The sequence below is a fragment of the Streptomyces sp. NPDC040589 genome (genome assembly GCF_055594445.1).
The window spans coordinates 1416301-1433705 of the sequence record NZ_JBVIWP010000001.1 but is presented as its reverse complement, the minus strand read 5'-3'; the positions used below and the strand labels follow the sequence as shown (position 1 = coordinate 1433705).

Genomic DNA, 17405 nt, shown 5'->3' with positions numbered 1-17405 from the left:
GGTGCTTGCCCCGCCTGGCACGTCGAGGACCCAGGTCATCGGTCCCCTCGCCCAGTCCGCCACCGCGATGCATATCTCCACCCGACTGCTTTTTCTAGGACGCGTCGCCCCCGCCGCGCAACCCGATCATCGTGTCAGTGACCTCCCCCGCGGCCGCCCGCCGAAACGTGCGTCGAAACATCTGTCCGCAGGATCTTCGCAGCCTCTGACCACCCTGGGCCGTTTGATCTGTGTGTATCAGGTCCAGTCTCGCAGACGGCCGGGAATCGCGGGCTGGACGCGGGTTCGCCCACACCTTGTGCGTCCGCCGGCGCGTCCGCCCCGTAACCTCCCCTGGCCTACCCTGAACAGGTCACTGAACAGGGTCACTGGCACCCGGAGCCCGACATCGTCGGAGAAGGTCGGAGAAGTCGCAGGTCATGAGCGAACTGGCATATCCGTATGAAGCACCGGCCTCGCAGGCTCTGTTCGACCGTGCGGCGGCCGTCACGCCCGGCGGTGTGAACTCACCGGTACGGGCCTTCCGCGCCGTCGGCGGCACGCCGCGGTTCATGGTGTCCGGAACCGGCCCGTATCTCACGGACGCCGACGGACGCGAGTACGTGGACCTCGTGTGCTCCTGGGGGCCCATGATCCTCGGGCACTCGCACCCCGAGGTCATCGCCGCCGTCCAGGACGCCGTCGCCCGCGGTACGTCCTTCGGTACGCCCGGTGAGGGCGAGGTCGCGCTCGCCGAGGAGATGGTCGCCCGCGTCGCACCGCTGGAGCAGGTCCGGCTCGTGTCCAGCGGGACCGAGGCGACCATGTCGGCGATCCGGCTCGCGCGCGGGTTCACGCAGCGCGCCAAGGTGATCAAGTTCGCCGGGTGCTACCACGGCCACGTCGACTCGCTGCTCGCCGCGGCCGGCAGCGGTGTCGCCACCTTCGCGCTGCCCGACACCCCGGGCGTCACCGGCGCCCAGGCCGGCGACACCGTCGTCCTGCCCTACAACGACCTCGACGCCGTACGCGAGGCCTTCCGGGCGCACCCCGGCGAGATCGCCTGCGTGATCACCGAGGCCTCCCCGGGCAACATGGGCGTCGTGCCGCCCGCCCCGGGGTTCAACCAGGGGCTCAAGGACATCTGCTCCGAGAACGGCGCCCTCTACATCTCCGACGAGGTCATGACCGGCTTCCGGACCAGCCGCGCCGGGTGGTTCGGGATCGACGGCGTCGTCCCCGACCTGATGACCTTCGGCAAGGTCATGGGCGGCGGCTTCCCCGCCGCGGCCTTCGGCGGGCGCGCGGACGTCATGGAGCGTCTCGCTCCGGCCGGGCCCGTCTACCAGGCCGGCACGCTGTCCGGGAACCCCGTCGCCACCGCGGCCGGCCTCGCCCAGCTGCGGCTGCTCGACGACGCCGCCTACGCCAAGGTCGACGCCGTCTCGAAGCAGATCCAGGGCCTCGTCACCGACGCCCTGACCAAGGAGGGCGTCGCGCACACGCTGCAGAACGCCTCCAACATGTTCTCCGTGTTCTTCACCGACCGGCCGGTCAGGAACTACGAGGACGCCAAGGCGCAGGAGTCCTTCCGCTTCACCGCCTTCTTCCACTCGCTGCTCGCCGACGGCGTGTACCTGCCGCCGTCGTCCTTCGAGTCCTGGTTCGTGTCCACCGCGCACGACGAGCGTGCCGTGCAGCGGATCGCCGACGCCCTGCCGGCAGCGGCCCGCGCGGCCGCGGAGGCGACGGCATGAGCGACCAGCGCAACGGCGCGGACCAGAGCAACGGCGCGGACCAGAGCAACGACGCGAGTGACGACATCACCGTCGTCCACGTCGTGCGCCACGGCGAGGTCGCCAACCCGGACGGCATCCTCTACGGCCGTCTCCCCGGCTACCACCTCTCCGAGCTGGGCCGGCGCATGGCGGACCGGGTCGCCGAGCACCTCTCGGACCGCGATGTGACCCACGTCGTCGCCTCCCCGCTGGAGCGGGCGCAGGAGACGGCCGAGCCGATCGCCAAGGCGCACGGCCTCGACCTCGCCACCGACGAGCGGCTGATCGAGGCCGACAACATCTTCCAGGGGAAGACGTTCGGTGTCGGGGACGGGGCGCTGCGCCAGCCCGCCAACTGGAAGCACCTGGTCAACCCGTTCCGGCCGTCCTGGGGCGAGCCGTACGTCGACCAGGTCGTCCGCATGATGAGCGCGCTGAGCACGGCGAAGGACCGGGCCCGGGGGCACGAGGCGGTCGTGGTCAGCCATCAGCTGCCGATCTGGATCGTGCGGTCGTACGTGGAGCGGCGGCGGCTGTGGCACGACCCGCGCAAGCGGCAGTGCACCCTCGCCTCGCTGACGACCTTCACGTTCCGGGGCGACCGGATCGTCTCCGTCGGCTACACCGAGCCGGCCCGCGATCTCGTCCCGGCGCATCTCCTCGCCGGTGCCAAGCCGGTGAAGGGGAAGGACAAGGCCTTCGGCGCCTGATCCAACCGGCAGGGCGTAAGCCCTTTCTGTTCGCTTCTGATCGGCTTTCGATTCGCTCGTTACGGAATCTGCAAGTTTCGGAGGAACCTCCCTGTTCGTCACGTCCTCTGACTGGGTGACCACCAGAGAACGTGACGAACGGGGATGCAATGCGCCCTTACTCCCGCAGGGGAATGCTCGGAATCGGAGCGGGAGCCGCCGCCGCTGTCTCGCTCGCCGGATGCGGTGGCCTCACCGGGTCAGAGGGGTCGAGCCATGCCGGAGGTTCCCCGAGTAAGGGAACCGGCGGCCCGAAGCCCACCGCCCGTCCCATCGGCGACGGCTCCACCGCCTACACCGGCAAGCAGCCCCACCAGCCCGGCAAGCCCGAGCCGCTGGAGCCGGGCCAGACCCCGCCGCAGTTCGTCGTGTTCTCCTGGGACGGCGCCGGCGAGGTCGGCAACGGGCTCTTCCCGCGCTTCCTTGACCTGGCCAAGGAGCACGGCGCGAGCATGACCTTCTTCCTGTCCGGGCTGTATCTGCTGCCCGAGTCGAAGAAGCGCCTCTACGACCCGCCGAACAACCCGCGGGGCGCCTCCGACATCGGCTACCTCACCGACGGGCACGTCAAGGACACGCTGAAGAACGTCCGCCGGGCCTGGCTGGAGGGCCACGAGATCGGCACCCACTTCAACGGGCACTTCTGCGGCGAGGCCTACGGCTCGGTCAAGAACTGGACGCCCCGGCAGTGGCGCAGCGAGATCGACCAGGCGAAGTCCTTCGTGAAGGAGTGGCGCACCAACACCGGCTGGACCGACCTGCCCTCGCTGCCGTTCGACTACGACAAGGAGCTCGTCGGCGGCCGTACGCCCTGTCTGCTCGGCCAGGACAACCTGCTGCCCACCGCCCGCGAGCTCGGCTGGCGCTACGACGCCTCCTCGCCCGGCGGCCGTCAGGTGTGGCCCGTGAAGCGGCAGGGGATCTGGGACCTGCCCCTGCAGCAGATACCTTTCCCCCGCCGGGGCTTCGAGGTCCTCTCCATGGACTACAACATGCTGGCAAATCAGTCCATAAGCACCACAAAGGCACCCGCGCACAACTACCCGGGCTGGCGCGAACAGTCGGCCCAGGCGTACATCCAGGGCTTCCAGCGGGCCTACGAGTCCAATCGCGCGCCCCTCTTCATCGGCAACCACTTCGAGCAGTGGAACGGCGGCATCTACATGGACGCCGTGGAGGAGGCCTTCAAGCACATCGCGCGCGAGAAGGACAAGGGCGGGGATGTGCGCCTCGTCTCCTTCAGGCAGTTCACCGACTGGCTGGACGCGCAGCAGCCGGAGGTGCTCGCGGGGCTCCGTACGCTCGAGGTCGGGCAGCAACCGGCCGGTGGCTGGAAGGGGTTCGTCGAGAAGACTCCGCAGGGGGCCGGGACGCCCTCGCGGAACGCTGCCTGAAATGCGGTTTTCCGCCCGCAAGGGGGGTGCGCGAGAGCCTCGGAACGGGCATGCGAAACTTTTCACATGAGTGCCGCCAGCCGCGCCCCCCTGGGCTCGAACAGCTCGCCCCGCACGACCCGGACCACCCGTTCACCCCGGGTCCGTCGCCGCGCCGCCCTGACCGCCGGTGCCGCCGCGGCCGCACTGCTCGTCTCCGCGTGCGGCTCGGGCGGCACCTCCGGCGGGGGCGGCAACACCAACTTCGTCACCGGCTCCGACGGCACCGCCACGGTCGCCAAGGGTGAGCGCACCCCGGCCCCCGACCTGTCCGGCAAGACCATCGCCGGCAAGACGCTCGACGTCGCCGACTTCAAGGGCAAGGTCGTCGTCCTCAACGTGTGGGGCTCCTGGTGCAACCCCTGCCGCGCCGAGGCCAAGTACTTCGCGAAGGTGTCCAAGGCGTACGCCGACAAGGGCGTGCAGTTCGTCGGCATCAACACCCGCGACACCTCCACCGGCGCCGCCCTCGCCTTCGAGAAGGACTGGGACATCACCTACCCCAGCCTCTACGACCCGACCGGCAAGCTGCTGCTGCGCTTCGACAAGGGCACGCTCAACCCGCAGGCGATCCCCTCCACCCTCGTCCTCGACCGGGACGGGAAGATCGCGGCCCGCTCGCTGTCCGCGCTCAGCGAGGAACGCCTGCTGAAGATGCTCAAGCCCGTCGTCGCGGAGAAGTGACGTGACGGACGTCACCACCCTCGCCGCGGTCACGGACCCCAACGGCACGGTGCTCAACGGCGCCCTGCTGGCGGCCCTGCCCCTCGCCCTGCTCGGCGGCCTCGTCTCCTTCTTCTCGCCCTGCGTGCTGCCGCTCGTGCCGGGCTATCTGTCGTACGTCACCGGCGTCAGCGGCACCGACCTGGCCGAGGCCAGGCGGGGCCGGATGGTCGCCGGTGCCTCGCTGTTCGTGCTCGGCTTCACGGCGGTCTTCGTCTCCGGCGGCGCCTTCTTCGGCTACTTCGGCCAGACGCTCCAGGAGGAGCGCGGCGTCCTGTCGAAGGTGCTGGGCGTCTTCATGATCCTCATGGGGATCTTCTTCATGGGGCTGATGCCCTGGCTCACCCAGCGCGAGTTCCGCTTCCACCGCAAGCCGGCGGCCGGCCTGGTCGGCGCTCCCGTGCTGGGCGCGCTGTTCGGCATCGGCTGGACGCCCTGCATCGGCCCGACGCTGGCCGCCGTGCAGACACTCGCCCTGAACCAGGGCAGCGCCGGACGCGGCGCCCTCCTGACCGTCGCGTACTGTCTGGGGCTGGGCGTGCCGTTCGTGCTCGCCGCGGTCGCCTTCCGCAAGGCCCTCGGAGCCTTCGGCTGGATCAAGCGCCACTACGTCTGGGTGATGCGGGTCGGCGGCACCATGATGATCGTGACCGGTCTGCTGCTGCTGACCGGCGCGTGGGACCGCATCGTGCAGGAGATGCAGGTCTGGTCCGACGGCTTCACTGTGGGGATCTGATCGATGAGCAAGACCACCGCCTCCGACCCGGCCCCCTCCACAACCGAGGACCAGGACCTGGGGGCCGCCGGCTCCCAGCTGTCCACCGCCCCCAAGGAGGACCTGCCCAACCTGCCCGCCCTGGGCGTCATCGGCTGGGCCCGCTGGTTCTGGCGCCAGCTGACCTCCATGCGGGTCGCCCTGCTGCTGCTCCTGCTGCTCTCCCTCGGCGCGATCCCCGGCTCGCTCATCCCGCAGTCCGGCCAGGACGAGACGAAGGTCGCCGACTTCCGCAAGAGCCACGAGACCCTCGGCGACATCTACGACAAGCTCGGCCTGTTCCACGTCTACGGCTCGGTGTGGTTCTCCGCGATCTACATCCTGCTGTTCGTCTCCCTCATCGGCTGCATCGTGCCCCGCACCTGGCAGTTCGTGGGCCAGCTGCGCGGCCGCCCGCCGGGCGCTCCCAAGCGGCTGACCCGGCTGCCCGCCCACACCACCTGGCGCACCACGGCCGAACCCGAGCAGGTCCACGAGGCCGCCCTGGCCCTGCTCAAGAAGCGCCGCTTCCGCGCCCACCTCGCCGGTGACGCCGTCGCCGCCGAGAAGGGCTACGTGCGCGAACTGGGCAACCTCGTCTTCCACATCGCCCTCATCGTGATGCTGGTCGCCTTCGCCTGGGGCCAGCTCTACAAGTCCGAGGGCAACAAGCTGGTCGTCGAGGGCCAAGGATTCTCCAACACCCTCACCCAGTACGACGACTTCAAGTCCGGCAACCTCTTCTCGTCGGACGACCTGGTGCCGTTCAGCTTCAACCTGAAGGACTTCACCGGCACCTACGAGCGCACCGGCCCCAACAAGGGCACCCCGCGCGTCTACAAGGCCGACCTCACCTACAGCTCGGGCCCCTACGGCAAGGACGAGAACACCACCGTCCGGGTGAACCACCCCCTGGAGATCGGCGACTCCAAGGTCTACCTCGTCAGCCACGGCTACGCCCCCGTCATCACCGTCCGGGACGCCAAGGGCAAGGTCGTCTACGACGACGCCGTACCGTTGCTTCCCCTGGACGCCAACGTCACCTCCTCCGGCGTCGTCAAGGTCCTCGACGGCTACCGCAACGCCCAGGGCAAGAAGGAACAGCTCGGCTTCAACGCGTTCTTCGTCCCGACCTACGGCGGCCACGCCAGCGGCACGATGCTGTCGCAGTTCCCCGCGCTGGACTCCCCGGTGCTCGCGCTGTCCGCCTACCACGGCGACCTGGGGGCCGACTCGGGCATCCCGCAGAGCGTGTACCAGATGGACAAGACCAACATGAAGGAGTTCAAGGACTCCAAGGGCAAGCTGTTCAAGAGGCTGCTGCGGCCCGGCGACTCCATGACCCTCCCGAACGGCGCCGGCTCGGTCACCTTCGGCAAGACCGTCAAGGAGTGGGCCGGCTTCCAGGTCGTCCAGGAGCCCGGCGGCGGCTGGGCCCTCACCGGGGCCATCGCCGCGATCGGCGGCCTCGCCGCCTCCCTGTTCATCCAGCGCCGCCGCGTCTGGGTGCGCGCGGTCCGAGGCGCCGACGGCGTCACCGTCGTCGAGATGGCCGGCCTCGGCCGCAGCGAGTCCGCCAAGGTCCCCGAGGAACTCGGCGACCTCGCCGGCATCCTCTACGACCAGGCCCCGGGCGCGCCCGACCCCGACGACCCCGCAGATTCCCCCGTACCTGCCGAAGGGGCTGAGAAGTGACTCTCGCCGCCGCAACCGATCTCGCCGCCGCCACCAACGAGAATCTCGCGAGCATCAGCAATGTGCTGATCTACTCGTCGATGGCCGTCTACACCCTGGCCTTCTTCGCCCATATCGCCGAATGGCTCTTCGGCAGCCGCAGCAAGGTGGCCCGCACCGCCGCCGCGCTCACCGGGCAGGCCGAGAAGAAGGCGGCCCCGGCCGTCACCGTGAACAAGGCCGGCGGCACCGCCGTCCTGGAGCGGCCGAAGGTCACCGTGCGGGCCGCGTCGGGTCAGCGGGACGTACCGGACGGGCCGGGTGCCGCGGGCGGGGACGAGCAGGGCGACCTGTACGGCCGGATCGCCGTGTCCCTCACCGTGCTCGCCTTCCTGATCGAGTTCGGCGGTGTCCTCACCCGCGCCCTGTCGGTGGAGCGGGCGCCGTGGGGCAACATGTACGAGTTCAACATCACGTTCTCCACGGTCGCCGTCGGCGTGTACCTCGGGCTGCTCGCCCTGAAGAAGAACGTCGGGTGGCTCGGCCTGCCCCTGATCACCACGGTCCTTCTCGACCTGGGTCTCGCCGTCACGGTGCTGTACACGGCCAGCGACCAGCTGGTCCCGGCCCTCCACTCGTACTGGCTGTACATCCACGTCTCGACCGCGATCTTCTGCGGCGCGGTCTTCTACGTCGGTGCGATGTCGACGATCCTGTACCTCTTCAAGGACTCCTACGAGAACAAGCTCGCGACCGGCGGAACGCCCGGCACCTTCGCGACCTCGGTCCTGGAGCGGCTGCCGTCCTCCGCCTCCCTCGACAAGTTCGCCTACCGCGTCAACGCCGCCGTCTTCCCGCTGTGGACGTTCACGATCATCGCGGGCGCGATCTGGGCCGGCGACGCCTGGGGCCGCTACTGGGGCTGGGACCCCAAGGAGACCTGGTCCTTCATCACCTGGGTCGCCTACGCCTGCTACCTGCACGCCCGCGCCACCGCCGGCTGGAAGGGCCGCAAGGCCGCCTACCTGGCCCTCCTCGCCTTCGGCTGCTGGCTGTTCAACTACTACGGCGTGAACATCTTCGTCTCCGGCAAGCACTCCTACGCGGGCGTGTAGGCCCAGGCGACGCACGAAGGCCGGTTCCCGCGACTCCACGTCACGGGAACCGGCCTTCGCCGTCTCCAGACGCGTCTCCTAGGACCGGCCGACGGTGCTCGTGACGATGTCCCGCAACCGCTCCGCGTACAGCCGCAGGTTCTTGTGGGCGATGTCCGTGTCCGGGTAGCGGCTGGCGAACCACAGGCCCTCGTGCAGCCGGGTGATCCAGGCGCACACCTGGTCGCCGTAGGACACCCGGAGCAGCCCGTACGCGTTCTGGTCCGTCCAGTCGGCGGAGCCGGGGATGGCGCGGGTGTCGACGAACGAGACGATCGAGTACAGGTCGGGGGAGGTGGGGCGGAAGTCGGCGCCCAGAAGGTGCAGGACCCGGGCGAGGGGGATGCGGGCGAGCCGTCGGTTGGCCTGGAGGGCGGCGCGTACGGTGCGCAGGGCGCTCGGGAAGTCGGAGGCCTCGGACATGGGGATCTCGATCGGGGCGCCGCCCACGTACCAGCCGACCGACTGCGACCACTGGGACTTCACCCGGGTGTGGAACGGCACGACCGTGCGGTAGACGGGCTCGCCGCCGATCTCGTGCAGGATCAGGGCGCTGGCCGCGAGGACCCCGACGAGGCTCCCGCCGTACGGGCGGCAGTACGCCTCGAACGCGGCGGCGGCGTCCGCGTCCACCAGCATCTCGCGCATGAACTTCTGCGTGGGCAGCCCGCCCTCGGGATCCAGCCCGAGGTCGATCGGGAAGCTCGGCAGCCGGCCGTCGCAGCGCTGGATGAACTCCCGCCAGCGGGCGACGATGTCGTGGTCCGCGTCGATGCGGTCGGCGTCCGCCCGCTCGGCCTCGCAGAAGTCGACGTAGCTGCCCACCGGTTCCGGCTCCGGCGCCGCCGCCACCTCACCGCCCGCGCGGGCCGCCTCGTACAGCTCGTGGATCTCGGCGGGGATGCGGTGGATGGAGTAGGCGTCGACATTGCTGTGGTCGAACGCCATGTAGACGCTGGTGCGGTCGTCCCGGACGACCGCCGTGTAGATGAGGTTGGGCCAGCGCAGGGCGTCCGCCGTGGTGTCGAAGCGGTCCTGGAGGTGCTGGGCCAGGGCCGCCGGGTCGGTGAAGTCGCCGGCCTCCTCGCGGTGCAGGGACACCGAGGAGGCGTCGAGCGTGAAACGGCGGATGGAGTCGCCGGGACCGCCCGCCCAGCGGAAGCCGCTGCGCAGGGTCTCGTGCCGCAGGGTCCAGCCGCGCAGCGCCTCACCCAGCGCGTCCAGGTCGGCCCGCCCCGGGATGTCGAACGCCGCGCCCAGCCAGGTCGGCACGAACAGCCCGTCCTCGCGCACGGACCGCGCCGTCCGGAGGTGCGACTCCTGGATGTACGCCGGCGGCCTGGAGTCCTCCGGCAGCGCCTTCGCCGTCGCGACGGTCGCCGGACTGAGGGTCCATTCGACGAGTCGCCCAGGTCGCACCTCGCAACGCTGGATGTCAGTCATTCGCACAGGGCGTCTCCGTTCGCAGGTGGGATAGACCCGACCAAAGGAATGCCGAACGTGCCCTCGGCGACACTGGGTTTCGCCACATTTCAATGGAACGGATGGCATCTCGAACGGCGATACGAGCCCTGAACGGTGCGTTCAGTTGACGCCGATGTCCTCGTTCCACAGCGCCGGGTTCACCGCGATGAAGTCCCGCATCAGGCCGGCGCACTCCGCGTCGTCCAACAACACGATCTCCACACCGTGTTCGGAGAGCCAGTCGTGGCCGCCGTGGAAGGTGGCCGCCTCGCCGATCACCACCCGGGAGATGCCGAACTGCCGGACCAGGCCGGAGCAGTACCAGCAGGGGGACAGGGTCGTCACCATCGTCGTGCCCCGCGCGCCGGTTGTGGCCGCGGCCCAGCAGGGTGCCGTCGGCGCCGTAGAGGGCGGCGCCGATCGGGATGCCGCCCTCGGCGAGCCCGGCGCGGGCCTCCTCGACGGCGGTGGCGAGCCACGCGCGTGCCTGTGCCTGGTCCATGACCTCGTTCATCGGGTCTCCTTCGTCGCTTCGGTGAGCCGGTCGAGGTAGGTGTGGAGGGCCCCGGAGCCCTCGATCATGGTCCTGGTCCGAGCGGTCAGGGCCTCCCCGCGGGCCGCGACGGCCGCGCGCAGGGCCTCGCTGCTGCCCTCCCTCCTCAACCCCTCCAGCACCGGCCGGATCTGGTCGAACAGATAGTGACTGCGGCGCAGGGTGTGCACGAGCCGGGCGTCCCGCACGTCCGCGGGTTCGTACAGCCGGTATCCGGTGGCGCGCTCGCGCCGGGGCACGAGCAGCCCGGCGCCCTCCCACACCCGCAGCGCTGACGTCCGTACGCCCAGCAGCGCGGCCACCTCCCCGATGCGCAGCCCGCCGGACCGGGGGAGCGGTGCGGGGGGCTCGGCGGCCAGCAGTTCCAGGGCCTCGCTCGCGGCCCGCAGGGAGACGCGCTCCTCGTGCAGTGCGGCGTGCGCGGCGTCGACCAGCGCGAGCGCGCCCGGGACGTCCCCCTCGTGCAGGGTCCGCATGATCCGCGTAGCCGGCACCGGCCCGTAGCCCCGCATCAGGGTCCGGTACGCCAGCAGCGCACCGCGGTGCACCTCGGTGAAGGCGCGGTAGCCGGACGCGGTCCGGGCGGCCGGCGGGAGCACACCGGCGTCCTCGTAGTTGCGGATCTGCTGCGTCGAGACACCGGCCGACCGGGCGAGGTCGACGGGCCGGAGGCGGCGTTCGTTCGTCATCGATTTGAAGGTTACGGCAGGAGCCAGGGCGGTGTACCGCTCAAAAGTCTCAACACCGCACTTCAATGGAAGACTTGAAGGAATGGACTCCTTCATCCGCGTGACCGGCGCCCGGCTCCACAACCTCAGGAACGTCTCCCTCTCCCTCCCGAAGAACAAGCTGGTCGTCCTGACCGGCCTGTCCGGCTCCGGCAAGTCCACCCTCGCCTTCGACACCCTCCACCGGGAGGGCCAGCGGCAGTACCTGGAGTCGCTGGGCATGGTCACCGGCCTCGTCAGCAAGCCCGCCGTCGACTCGATCACCGGCCTGTCCCCGTCCATCAGCGTCGACCAGCACCACACCAACCGCAGTCCGCGTTCCACGGTCGGCACGGTCACCGAGGTGTTCACGTACCTCCGCCTTCTGTGGTCGCGCATCGGGGTGCGGCCGTGCCCGGACTGTGGGAAGGACATCCCGCCGTCGTACGCCGAGGGCGACGAGGACGCCGAGGCGGAGCAGCGGCCCTGCCCGCACTGCGGCACGCCGGTGGCCGAACTCGTGATGGGCTCCTTCTCGTTCAACAAGCCCGCCGGAGCCTGCCCGGCCTGCACCGGCCTGGGCGAGGTGATCCGTCCCGACGTACGGCGCCTGGTCGAAGGCGGGAAGTCGGTCGCCCAGGGCGCGGTGAAGGGCTGGAACGCGAAGTACACCGACTGGAGCATCCCCGTGCTGCGGGCCGCCGCCGGCCACTACGGCTTCACCTTCGACGCGGACGCACCGGTCGACGAACTGGGCGACATCCCGAGGGACCTGCTGCTCCACGGCGTCGAAAGCCCCGAGTTCCGACGGCACTTCCCGGACACCGATCCGCCGGCGACCGTGTCGGGGGGCCGCTTCGAAGGGGTCGCCACGGCGCTGCTGCGCCGCTACAACGACCGTGCCGACGACCCCGAGTACCGCGAACGGGCCGAAAAGCAGGGCCTGTTGAAACAGCCCTGCGGGGAGTGCGGCGGGACCCGGCTGCGGCAGGAGAGCCGGGCGGTGACCGTCCACGGCCGCAGCATCGTCGAGGCCGCCCGGCTTCCCCTGACCGAACTCGACACCTGGCTGGCCGGACTGCGGGAGCGGTCGGGCGGGGACGAGTGGCTGCTCGTGGAACCGGTCGTCGCCGACCTGGAGGAGCGGGTGCGTCGCCTGGTGGACGTCGGAGTCGGCTACCTCACCCTCGGCCAGGCCACGCCCAGCCTCTCCGCCGGGGAGACACAGCGGCTGCGACTGGCCGCCCTGCTCGGCTCCGGCCTGACCGGTGTCCTCTACGTCCTCGACGAGCCGACGATCGGACTGCACCCGTCCGACACCGAGCGGCTGGTCCGTGTCCTGCGCAGGCTGCGCGACCTGGGCAACACGGTTCTGGTCATCGAACACGACCTGGATGTGCTGCGGGCGGCGGACTGGGTGGTGGATGTCGGCCCGGGGGCGGGCCGTGACGGCGGCCGGATCGTCGCCGAGGGCACATCGGCGGACGTGGCGCGGACCGAGGGTTCGACGACCGGGGCGTACCTGTCGGGCCGGCTGCCCGCTCCCGCGTCGCGGGGCCGCGCGGACGCGGACCAGGCGCTGGTGATCCACGGCGCCCGGGCGCACAACCTCAAGGACGTCACCGCCCGGATCCCGCTCGGCCGCCTGGTCACGGTCACCGGCCCGTCCGGCTCGGGCAAGTCGACGCTGATCCTGGACGTCCTGGGCCGGGCCGCCCGCCGCCACTTCCACGGGGCCGGGGAGCAACCGGGTGAGCATGACCGCATCGACGGCTGGGAGCACCTGTCCAAGGCGGTCCTGATCGACCAGGAGCCGATCGGCAGAATGCCGCGCTCCAACGCGGCGACGTACTCCGACGTCTTCACCCCCGTCCGGGAGACCTACGCGGCTCACTCCAAGGGCGCCCTCACACCCGGCCACTTCTCCTTCAACACCCCCGGAGGCCGCTGCGAACGCTGCGAGGGCGCCGGCGTGCTCACCGTCCACATGCACTTCCTCCCGGCCGTGGAGGTGCGCTGCCCCACCTGCAAGGGGCGCCGCTTCCGGCCCGAGGTGCTGGCCGTGCGCTACGAGGGCCACGACATCGCCGAGCTCCTCGCGGCGACGGTGGACGAGGCGCTGACGGTCTTCGCGGGCGTCCCGGCGGTCGCCTCCAGGCTCCGGCGCATGGTGGACGTGGGCCTCGGCTACCTCCCCCTGGGCCAGCCCGCCACCACCCTCTCCGGCGGAGAGGCCCAACGCCTCAAACTGGCCAAGGAGCTGGGCCGCCGTACCACGGGCCGCACCCTCTACCTCCTGGACGAGCCCACCACCGGCCTGCACGCCGCCGACACCGCCCGCCTCCTCGCCGTCCTCCAACGCCTCGTCGACGCCGGACACTCCGTCGTCACCATCGAGCACAACCTCGACGTCATCCACGCCTCCGACTGGCTGATCGACCTGGGCCCCCAGGGCGGTTCGAGCGGTGGGCAGTTGGTGGCGCAGGGCGCACCCGGAAGCTGAACCGATCCGCGTCCGCCCACGTCTTCGTTGCGTATCCACTCGGTCGGAGCCGAGGCTCCAGAAGGAGACATACCGATGCAGGCCTTACTCGCGCTGGCCGGCCGCGGACGCGCCTGGGCGCTGCTCGCGGCGACCCTCGCCCCGTTGTCCGCGGGCTGCACGTCGGTGTCGTCGTCGGACGACGGCGACGGCGTGCGGCCCGAGGCGTCCTGCGCCTACGTGGTCGAGTACGACAGCCGCAGATACCTCGGGAGAGAGGAGACCGACGTCCCCGTGGGCAAGTCGCTCGGCGGGGCGACCCGCGCGGCGTGCGACGACACCCCGGGCGACGGCGACGACGGGGAGGGCCCGGCCCTGATGACCGCGTTCGCGGTGCGGGGTGTCGACCCCCGGGTCGCCATCGCCGTGGCCGAGGACACCGACGAGTACCGTCTCGTCGTCGCCGACACCGTCAAGGAACTCCCGCCCGAGCTGAAGAAGGTGGCCGACCGCCCCTGACGCCGGGGCCTCAGCCCTGCCGTTCCAGTACGGCGTAGTCCGCGAAGCTGCGGCGGTAGCGCAGGTGCCGGGTTTCCTGGGTGTGCCTGCGCTGCCACTCCTCGACCTCGGCGGGGGCCGAGCAGGGCCCGGAGTCGGCCCCGCAGTCCGCGTCCTCTCCCGAGACGCAGTACGCCTGGTACTCCGGCAGGGCGGAGGCGTCCTGGACGATCGTGTACGGGACGTAGCGGAAGAGCCTGCGCCCTGTCGATTCCCCGCCGTGCTCCTTGCGTTGGTGCTGGCGCAGCAGCACGTTCGCGTCCGTCACGGCACTTCCGTCGAACGCCGCCCGGGCCCTGTCCCGCCGGGTGGCGAGCTCCTCGCAGGTCGCGCAGCCGGGCACCGGGACGGGGGGTCGGGTCGGGTCGAATGTGATCCCCTCCCTGGAACGGTCGTTGGCCGCGCGTACGCCCGCGCTGAGCCGTTCCTCCGGTGTCGCCTCGCGGATCCGTGCCGGGTCGGCCTGCCATTCCCGGCCGCCGCCGACCGGGCGCAGCATCACGTACGGGCCGGTCTTGTCCTGGTACTCGCCGACCTTGTGCGTGTGGGGGTCGTAGACGAGCGTTCCCGGTTCCATTTCGTACTCCTCCGTAACTCTGGGTGTATGGAGCGTTGCGCAGGGGAATGGGCCGGATCAATGTTTCGGGCGTGCGGGTGGTGCACTGTCACGGAGGGGGAGCCGTGAGTCGACGCAATGGCAGCGCGGGGTCCGGGGTGAGCACGGCGGCGGTGTTCGGGGAGGTGCTCAAGCACTTCCGCGAGGCGGCGTTGCTCACGCAGGAGGGCTTGGCGGGGCGTATCCCGTGCGACCGCTCGCACGTGGCCCGGGTGGAGGCGGGGACGAGGGTTCCGACGGACGGTTTCGCGAAGACCTGCGATGAACTGCTGGGCACGGGTGGGGTGTTGCTGCGGTTGTGGGGCCGGATCGACTGGTATCCGCAGGTGGAGCATCCTGACTGGTTCCGGCGGCGGGCCGAGATGGACGAGGTGGCCGTCACCTTGCGCGAGTACCAAGAGCGCCTGATCCCGGGCCTCCTGCAGACTGGTGACTACGTCCGGGCGCTGTTCCGACGCGTCGCCAGCGGAGACGAGGTCGAGGAGCGTGCTCACGCCCGACTGAGTCGGCAGCGACGATTCCTCGCCGAGGACGGTCCGCTGTACATCGTCGTCCTGGACGAGAGCTGCCTACGCAACGTGGTCGGTAGCCCGGGAATCATGAGGGACCAGTGCGCACATCTGCTTCGCGTCGGGCAGCGCCCCAACATCCGCATCCAGGTCGCCCCGGCGAGCTTCTCGGAACTCCTCCGGCCCAACGTCTCCATGTCGCTGATCGAGCTGCCGGGCGGGCACCGGTGGGTGTACTCGGAGTCGCTGGACCGTGGCCATTTCACCGACGATCCGTCCGTCCACACACGTCATAGCCACGCCTATGATGTGCTCAGGGCGGACGCTCTGTCAGTCCGCGAGTCCGTCGTCCTGATCAGCGACGTGATGGAGGGGTACGAGCAGCATGAACAGGCACGAACTCTGCGCGGCGACCTGGATCAAGAGCAGCTACAGCGGCGAAAACGGCGGCAACTGCATAGAAATAGCCCCCGGTTTCCCCAACACCGTCCCCATCCGCGACAGCAAAACCCCTGACAGAGCCGTGCTATTGGTGTCCCGCGAAGCCTGGGCGGCGTTCACTTCGTGTCTTCGCTGAGGCCGGAGGACCCGCGCTCCATAGGCGACTACCAGCTGCTGGGGCGGCTGGGCGCCGGCGGAATGGGCCGGGTCTACCTGGGGCGTTCGCCGGGTGGGCGGGACGTCGCCGTCAAGGTCGTGCACGCCGAGCTGGTGCGTAGGCCGGAGTTCCGGTCCCGGTTCCGCCGGGAGGTGGAGGCGGCCCGGCTGGTCAGCGGAGCCTTCACCGCCCCTGTCATCGACGCCGACCCGGACGCGCCCCTGCCCTGGCTGGTCACCAGCTACATCGCGGGGCCGTCGCTGGAGCAGGCGGTCGTAGAGCAAGGCCCCTTCGGCACCGACGCCGTACGGCGCCTCGCGGCGGGGCTCGCCGAGGCGCTCGTGTCGATCCACTCGGTGAACCTGGTCCACCGTGACCTCAAGCCGTCCAACGTGCTGCTCGCCCAGGACGGGCCGCGCGTCATCGACTTCGGGATCGTGCGCAGTGTGGAGGGCGACTCGATCACGGGGACCGGGCACATGGCGGGCTCGCCCGGGTTCATGGCGCCGGAGCAGGTCAGCGGAGACGAGATCACGCCCGCCAGTGACGTCTTCTGCCTGGGCGCGGTGCTGGCCTTCGCGGCGACCGGCGGCAACCCGTTCGGCGCCGGACCCACGCCCGCCCTGCTCTACCGGGTCGTGCACAACGAGCCCGATGTCACCGCCATCGGCGACCCCGCGCTGCGGGCCCTGATCGCCGCGTGTCTGGCGAAGGACCCGGCCGACCGTCCCACGCCGCGCGACATCCTCGCCCGGATCGGCCCGGCCGACGTCGAGAGCACGATGGCCCTCCCGCGCATCGGGCCGGGGCCGAACACCACCGACCGCACCCGGGTGTCCGGCCCGCCCAGGCCCACGCGTGCGGCGGTCCCGCCCCAGCCGGTACGGCAGGCCACGCAGACCGCCCCCACTCCGGCACCCGCCGGTCGTAGCCGCCGCGCGTTCCTGCTGTCCGGCGCCGGGGCGGTCGCCGCGCTCGGTGTCGGTGCCGGTGTCTGGTTCACGCGGTCCGCGGGCGACACCCCCAACGCGCAGCCGCCCGCCGAGGCCGGACCTTCCGCCCCCGCCTCACCCGTCGGCCTCTGGCCGCTCGACGAGGCCTCCGGGGCGCTCGCCCGGGACACCGCCGGTGACAACGACGGCACCGCGAGCGGGGTCAGGTGGCGGGCGGGCGGCCAGGGCGCCGCCGAGTTCGACGGGAGCGGGAGCCAGATCATCACCGAGGTGCCGGTGCTGAGGACCGGTGCCGGGCGCAGCTTCACGGTCGCGGCCTGGGTCCGTCTCTCCACCGAGCCGGGCCACTTCGCCACCGCCGTCAGCCAGGAGGCCGGTGACGCCAGCGGCTTCTACCTCCAGTACTCCAGCGACGAGAAGCGCTGGGCCTTCGCCCGGCCCGGACAGCGCGCCGTGGGGTACTCCGAGCCCGCCGTGAACACCTGGACGCACCTGGTGGGCGTCTGCGACGGGCCCGGACGCAAGCTGCGGCTCTACGTCGACGGCGTGCAGCAGGCGGAGACCCGTGACACCCGGCCGCTGCCCGCACCCGGCGGGCTGATGATCGGCCGCGCGACCTTCGACGGGCGCCCCAGCGACTTCTTCCCCGGCGCGATCAGGGACGTACGCGTCTTCGACCGGGCCCTCACCAGTGCCCGGATCAAGGCGCTGGTGTAGGCGC

15 protein-coding genes and 1 pseudogene are annotated in these 17405 nt (G+C 70.8%); 12 read left to right on the top strand and 4 right to left on the bottom strand.

Translation table 11 applies throughout. The features are described 5' to 3' along the window. The first annotated feature begins 419 nt into the window (after positions 1–419). From hemL to ccsB, 7 genes are all read left to right on the top strand, one after another. Positions 420–1736 (top strand): glutamate-1-semialdehyde 2,1-aminomutase, encoded by a 1317-nt coding sequence (gene hemL, locus ACZ58V_RS06625; protein WP_471288653.1) that lies wholly within the window; start codon positions 420–422, stop codon positions 1734–1736. Then, positions 1733–2467 (top strand): histidine phosphatase family protein, encoded by a 735-nt coding sequence (locus ACZ58V_RS06620; RefSeq protein WP_471288651.1) that lies wholly within the window; start codon positions 1733–1735, stop codon positions 2465–2467. The genes hemL and ACZ58V_RS06620 overlap by 4 nt, the downstream gene beginning before the upstream one ends. Positions 2468–2640: 173 nt before the next feature. Next, positions 2641–3900, top strand: a complete 1260-nt coding sequence (locus ACZ58V_RS06615) for a polysaccharide deacetylase family protein (protein ID WP_471288650.1) — start codon at positions 2641–2643, stop codon at positions 3898–3900. A gap of 66 nt (positions 3901–3966) precedes the next feature. After that, positions 3967–4623 (top strand): TlpA family protein disulfide reductase, encoded by a 657-nt coding sequence (locus ACZ58V_RS06610; RefSeq protein ID WP_189728397.1) that lies wholly within the window; start codon positions 3967–3969, stop codon positions 4621–4623. 1 nt (position 4624) lies between these two features. Next, positions 4625–5398 (top strand): cytochrome c biogenesis CcdA family protein, encoded by a 774-nt coding sequence (locus ACZ58V_RS06605; protein ID WP_471288648.1) that lies wholly within the window; start codon positions 4625–4627, stop codon positions 5396–5398. A gap of 3 nt (positions 5399–5401) precedes the next feature. After that, the gene (resB, locus tag ACZ58V_RS06600; RefSeq protein WP_471288647.1) at positions 5402–7111 is read left to right on the top strand and encodes a cytochrome c biogenesis protein ResB; all 1710 of its coding nucleotides are present in this window, start codon (positions 5402–5404) and stop codon (positions 7109–7111) included. Then, on the top strand, positions 7108–8205 hold the full coding sequence (ccsB, locus tag ACZ58V_RS06595; protein ID WP_189728404.1) for a c-type cytochrome biogenesis protein CcsB: 1098 nt from the start codon (positions 7108–7110) through the stop codon (positions 8203–8205). Before resB ends, ccsB begins: the two co-directional genes overlap by 4 nt. 78 nt (positions 8206–8283) lie before the next feature. Here ccsB and ACZ58V_RS06590 read toward each other — a convergent pair whose 3' ends face one another. From ACZ58V_RS06590 to ACZ58V_RS06580, 3 genes and pseudogenes are all read right to left on the bottom strand, one after another. Then, a complete protein-coding gene (locus ACZ58V_RS06590; protein ID WP_471288644.1) occupies positions 8284–9693 on the bottom strand; it encodes a condensation domain-containing protein in 1410 nt (469 codons plus the stop codon). 135 nt (positions 9694–9828) lie between these two features. Beyond that, positions 9829–10210: pseudogene (locus tag ACZ58V_RS06585) on the bottom strand (tRNA-specific adenosine deaminase). A gap of 8 nt (positions 10211–10218) precedes the next feature. Next, complete coding sequence (locus tag ACZ58V_RS06580) at positions 10219–10950, bottom strand: MerR family transcriptional regulator (protein ID WP_468186435.1); 732 nt, start codon at positions 10948–10950, stop codon at positions 10219–10221. Between the two features lie 82 nt (positions 10951–11032). Here ACZ58V_RS06580 and uvrA point away from each other — a divergent pair, with 82 nt between their 5' ends. Beyond that, complete coding sequence (gene uvrA, locus ACZ58V_RS06575; protein WP_471288641.1) at positions 11033–13471, top strand: excinuclease ABC subunit UvrA; 2439 nt, start codon at positions 11033–11035, stop codon at positions 13469–13471. Between the two features lie 75 nt (positions 13472–13546). Further along, on the top strand, positions 13547–13969 hold the full coding sequence (locus ACZ58V_RS06570; RefSeq protein WP_471288640.1) for a DUF6281 family protein: 423 nt from the start codon (positions 13547–13549) through the stop codon (positions 13967–13969). A 10-nt stretch (positions 13970–13979) separates the two neighbouring features. Here the strand turns inward: ACZ58V_RS06570 and ACZ58V_RS06565 are convergent, their stop codons facing one another. Further along, the gene (locus ACZ58V_RS06565) at positions 13980–14585 is read right to left on the bottom strand and encodes a DUF7848 domain-containing protein (RefSeq protein ID WP_471288639.1); all 606 of its coding nucleotides are present in this window, start codon (positions 14583–14585) and stop codon (positions 13980–13982) included. A gap of 104 nt (positions 14586–14689) precedes the next feature. Between ACZ58V_RS06565 and ACZ58V_RS06560 the strand changes: the two genes are divergently transcribed. The 3 genes from ACZ58V_RS06560 to ACZ58V_RS06550 are packed head-to-tail and all read left to right on the top strand — an operon-like array spanning position 14690 to position 17401. Next, positions 14690–15649, top strand: a complete 960-nt coding sequence (locus ACZ58V_RS06560) for a helix-turn-helix domain-containing protein (protein ID WP_471288637.1) — start codon at positions 14690–14692, stop codon at positions 15647–15649. Beyond that, on the top strand, positions 15597–15710 hold the full coding sequence (locus ACZ58V_RS06555; protein WP_468188240.1) for a DUF397 domain-containing protein: 114 nt from the start codon (positions 15597–15599) through the stop codon (positions 15708–15710). The genes ACZ58V_RS06560 and ACZ58V_RS06555 overlap by 53 nt, the downstream gene beginning before the upstream one ends. Next, positions 15698–17401: a protein kinase domain-containing protein gene (locus ACZ58V_RS06550; RefSeq protein ID WP_468186450.1), complete on the top strand. Its 1704-nt coding sequence runs from the start codon at positions 15698–15700 to the stop codon at positions 17399–17401. The genes ACZ58V_RS06555 and ACZ58V_RS06550 overlap by 13 nt, the downstream gene beginning before the upstream one ends. Positions 17402–17405 lie beyond the last annotated feature (4 nt).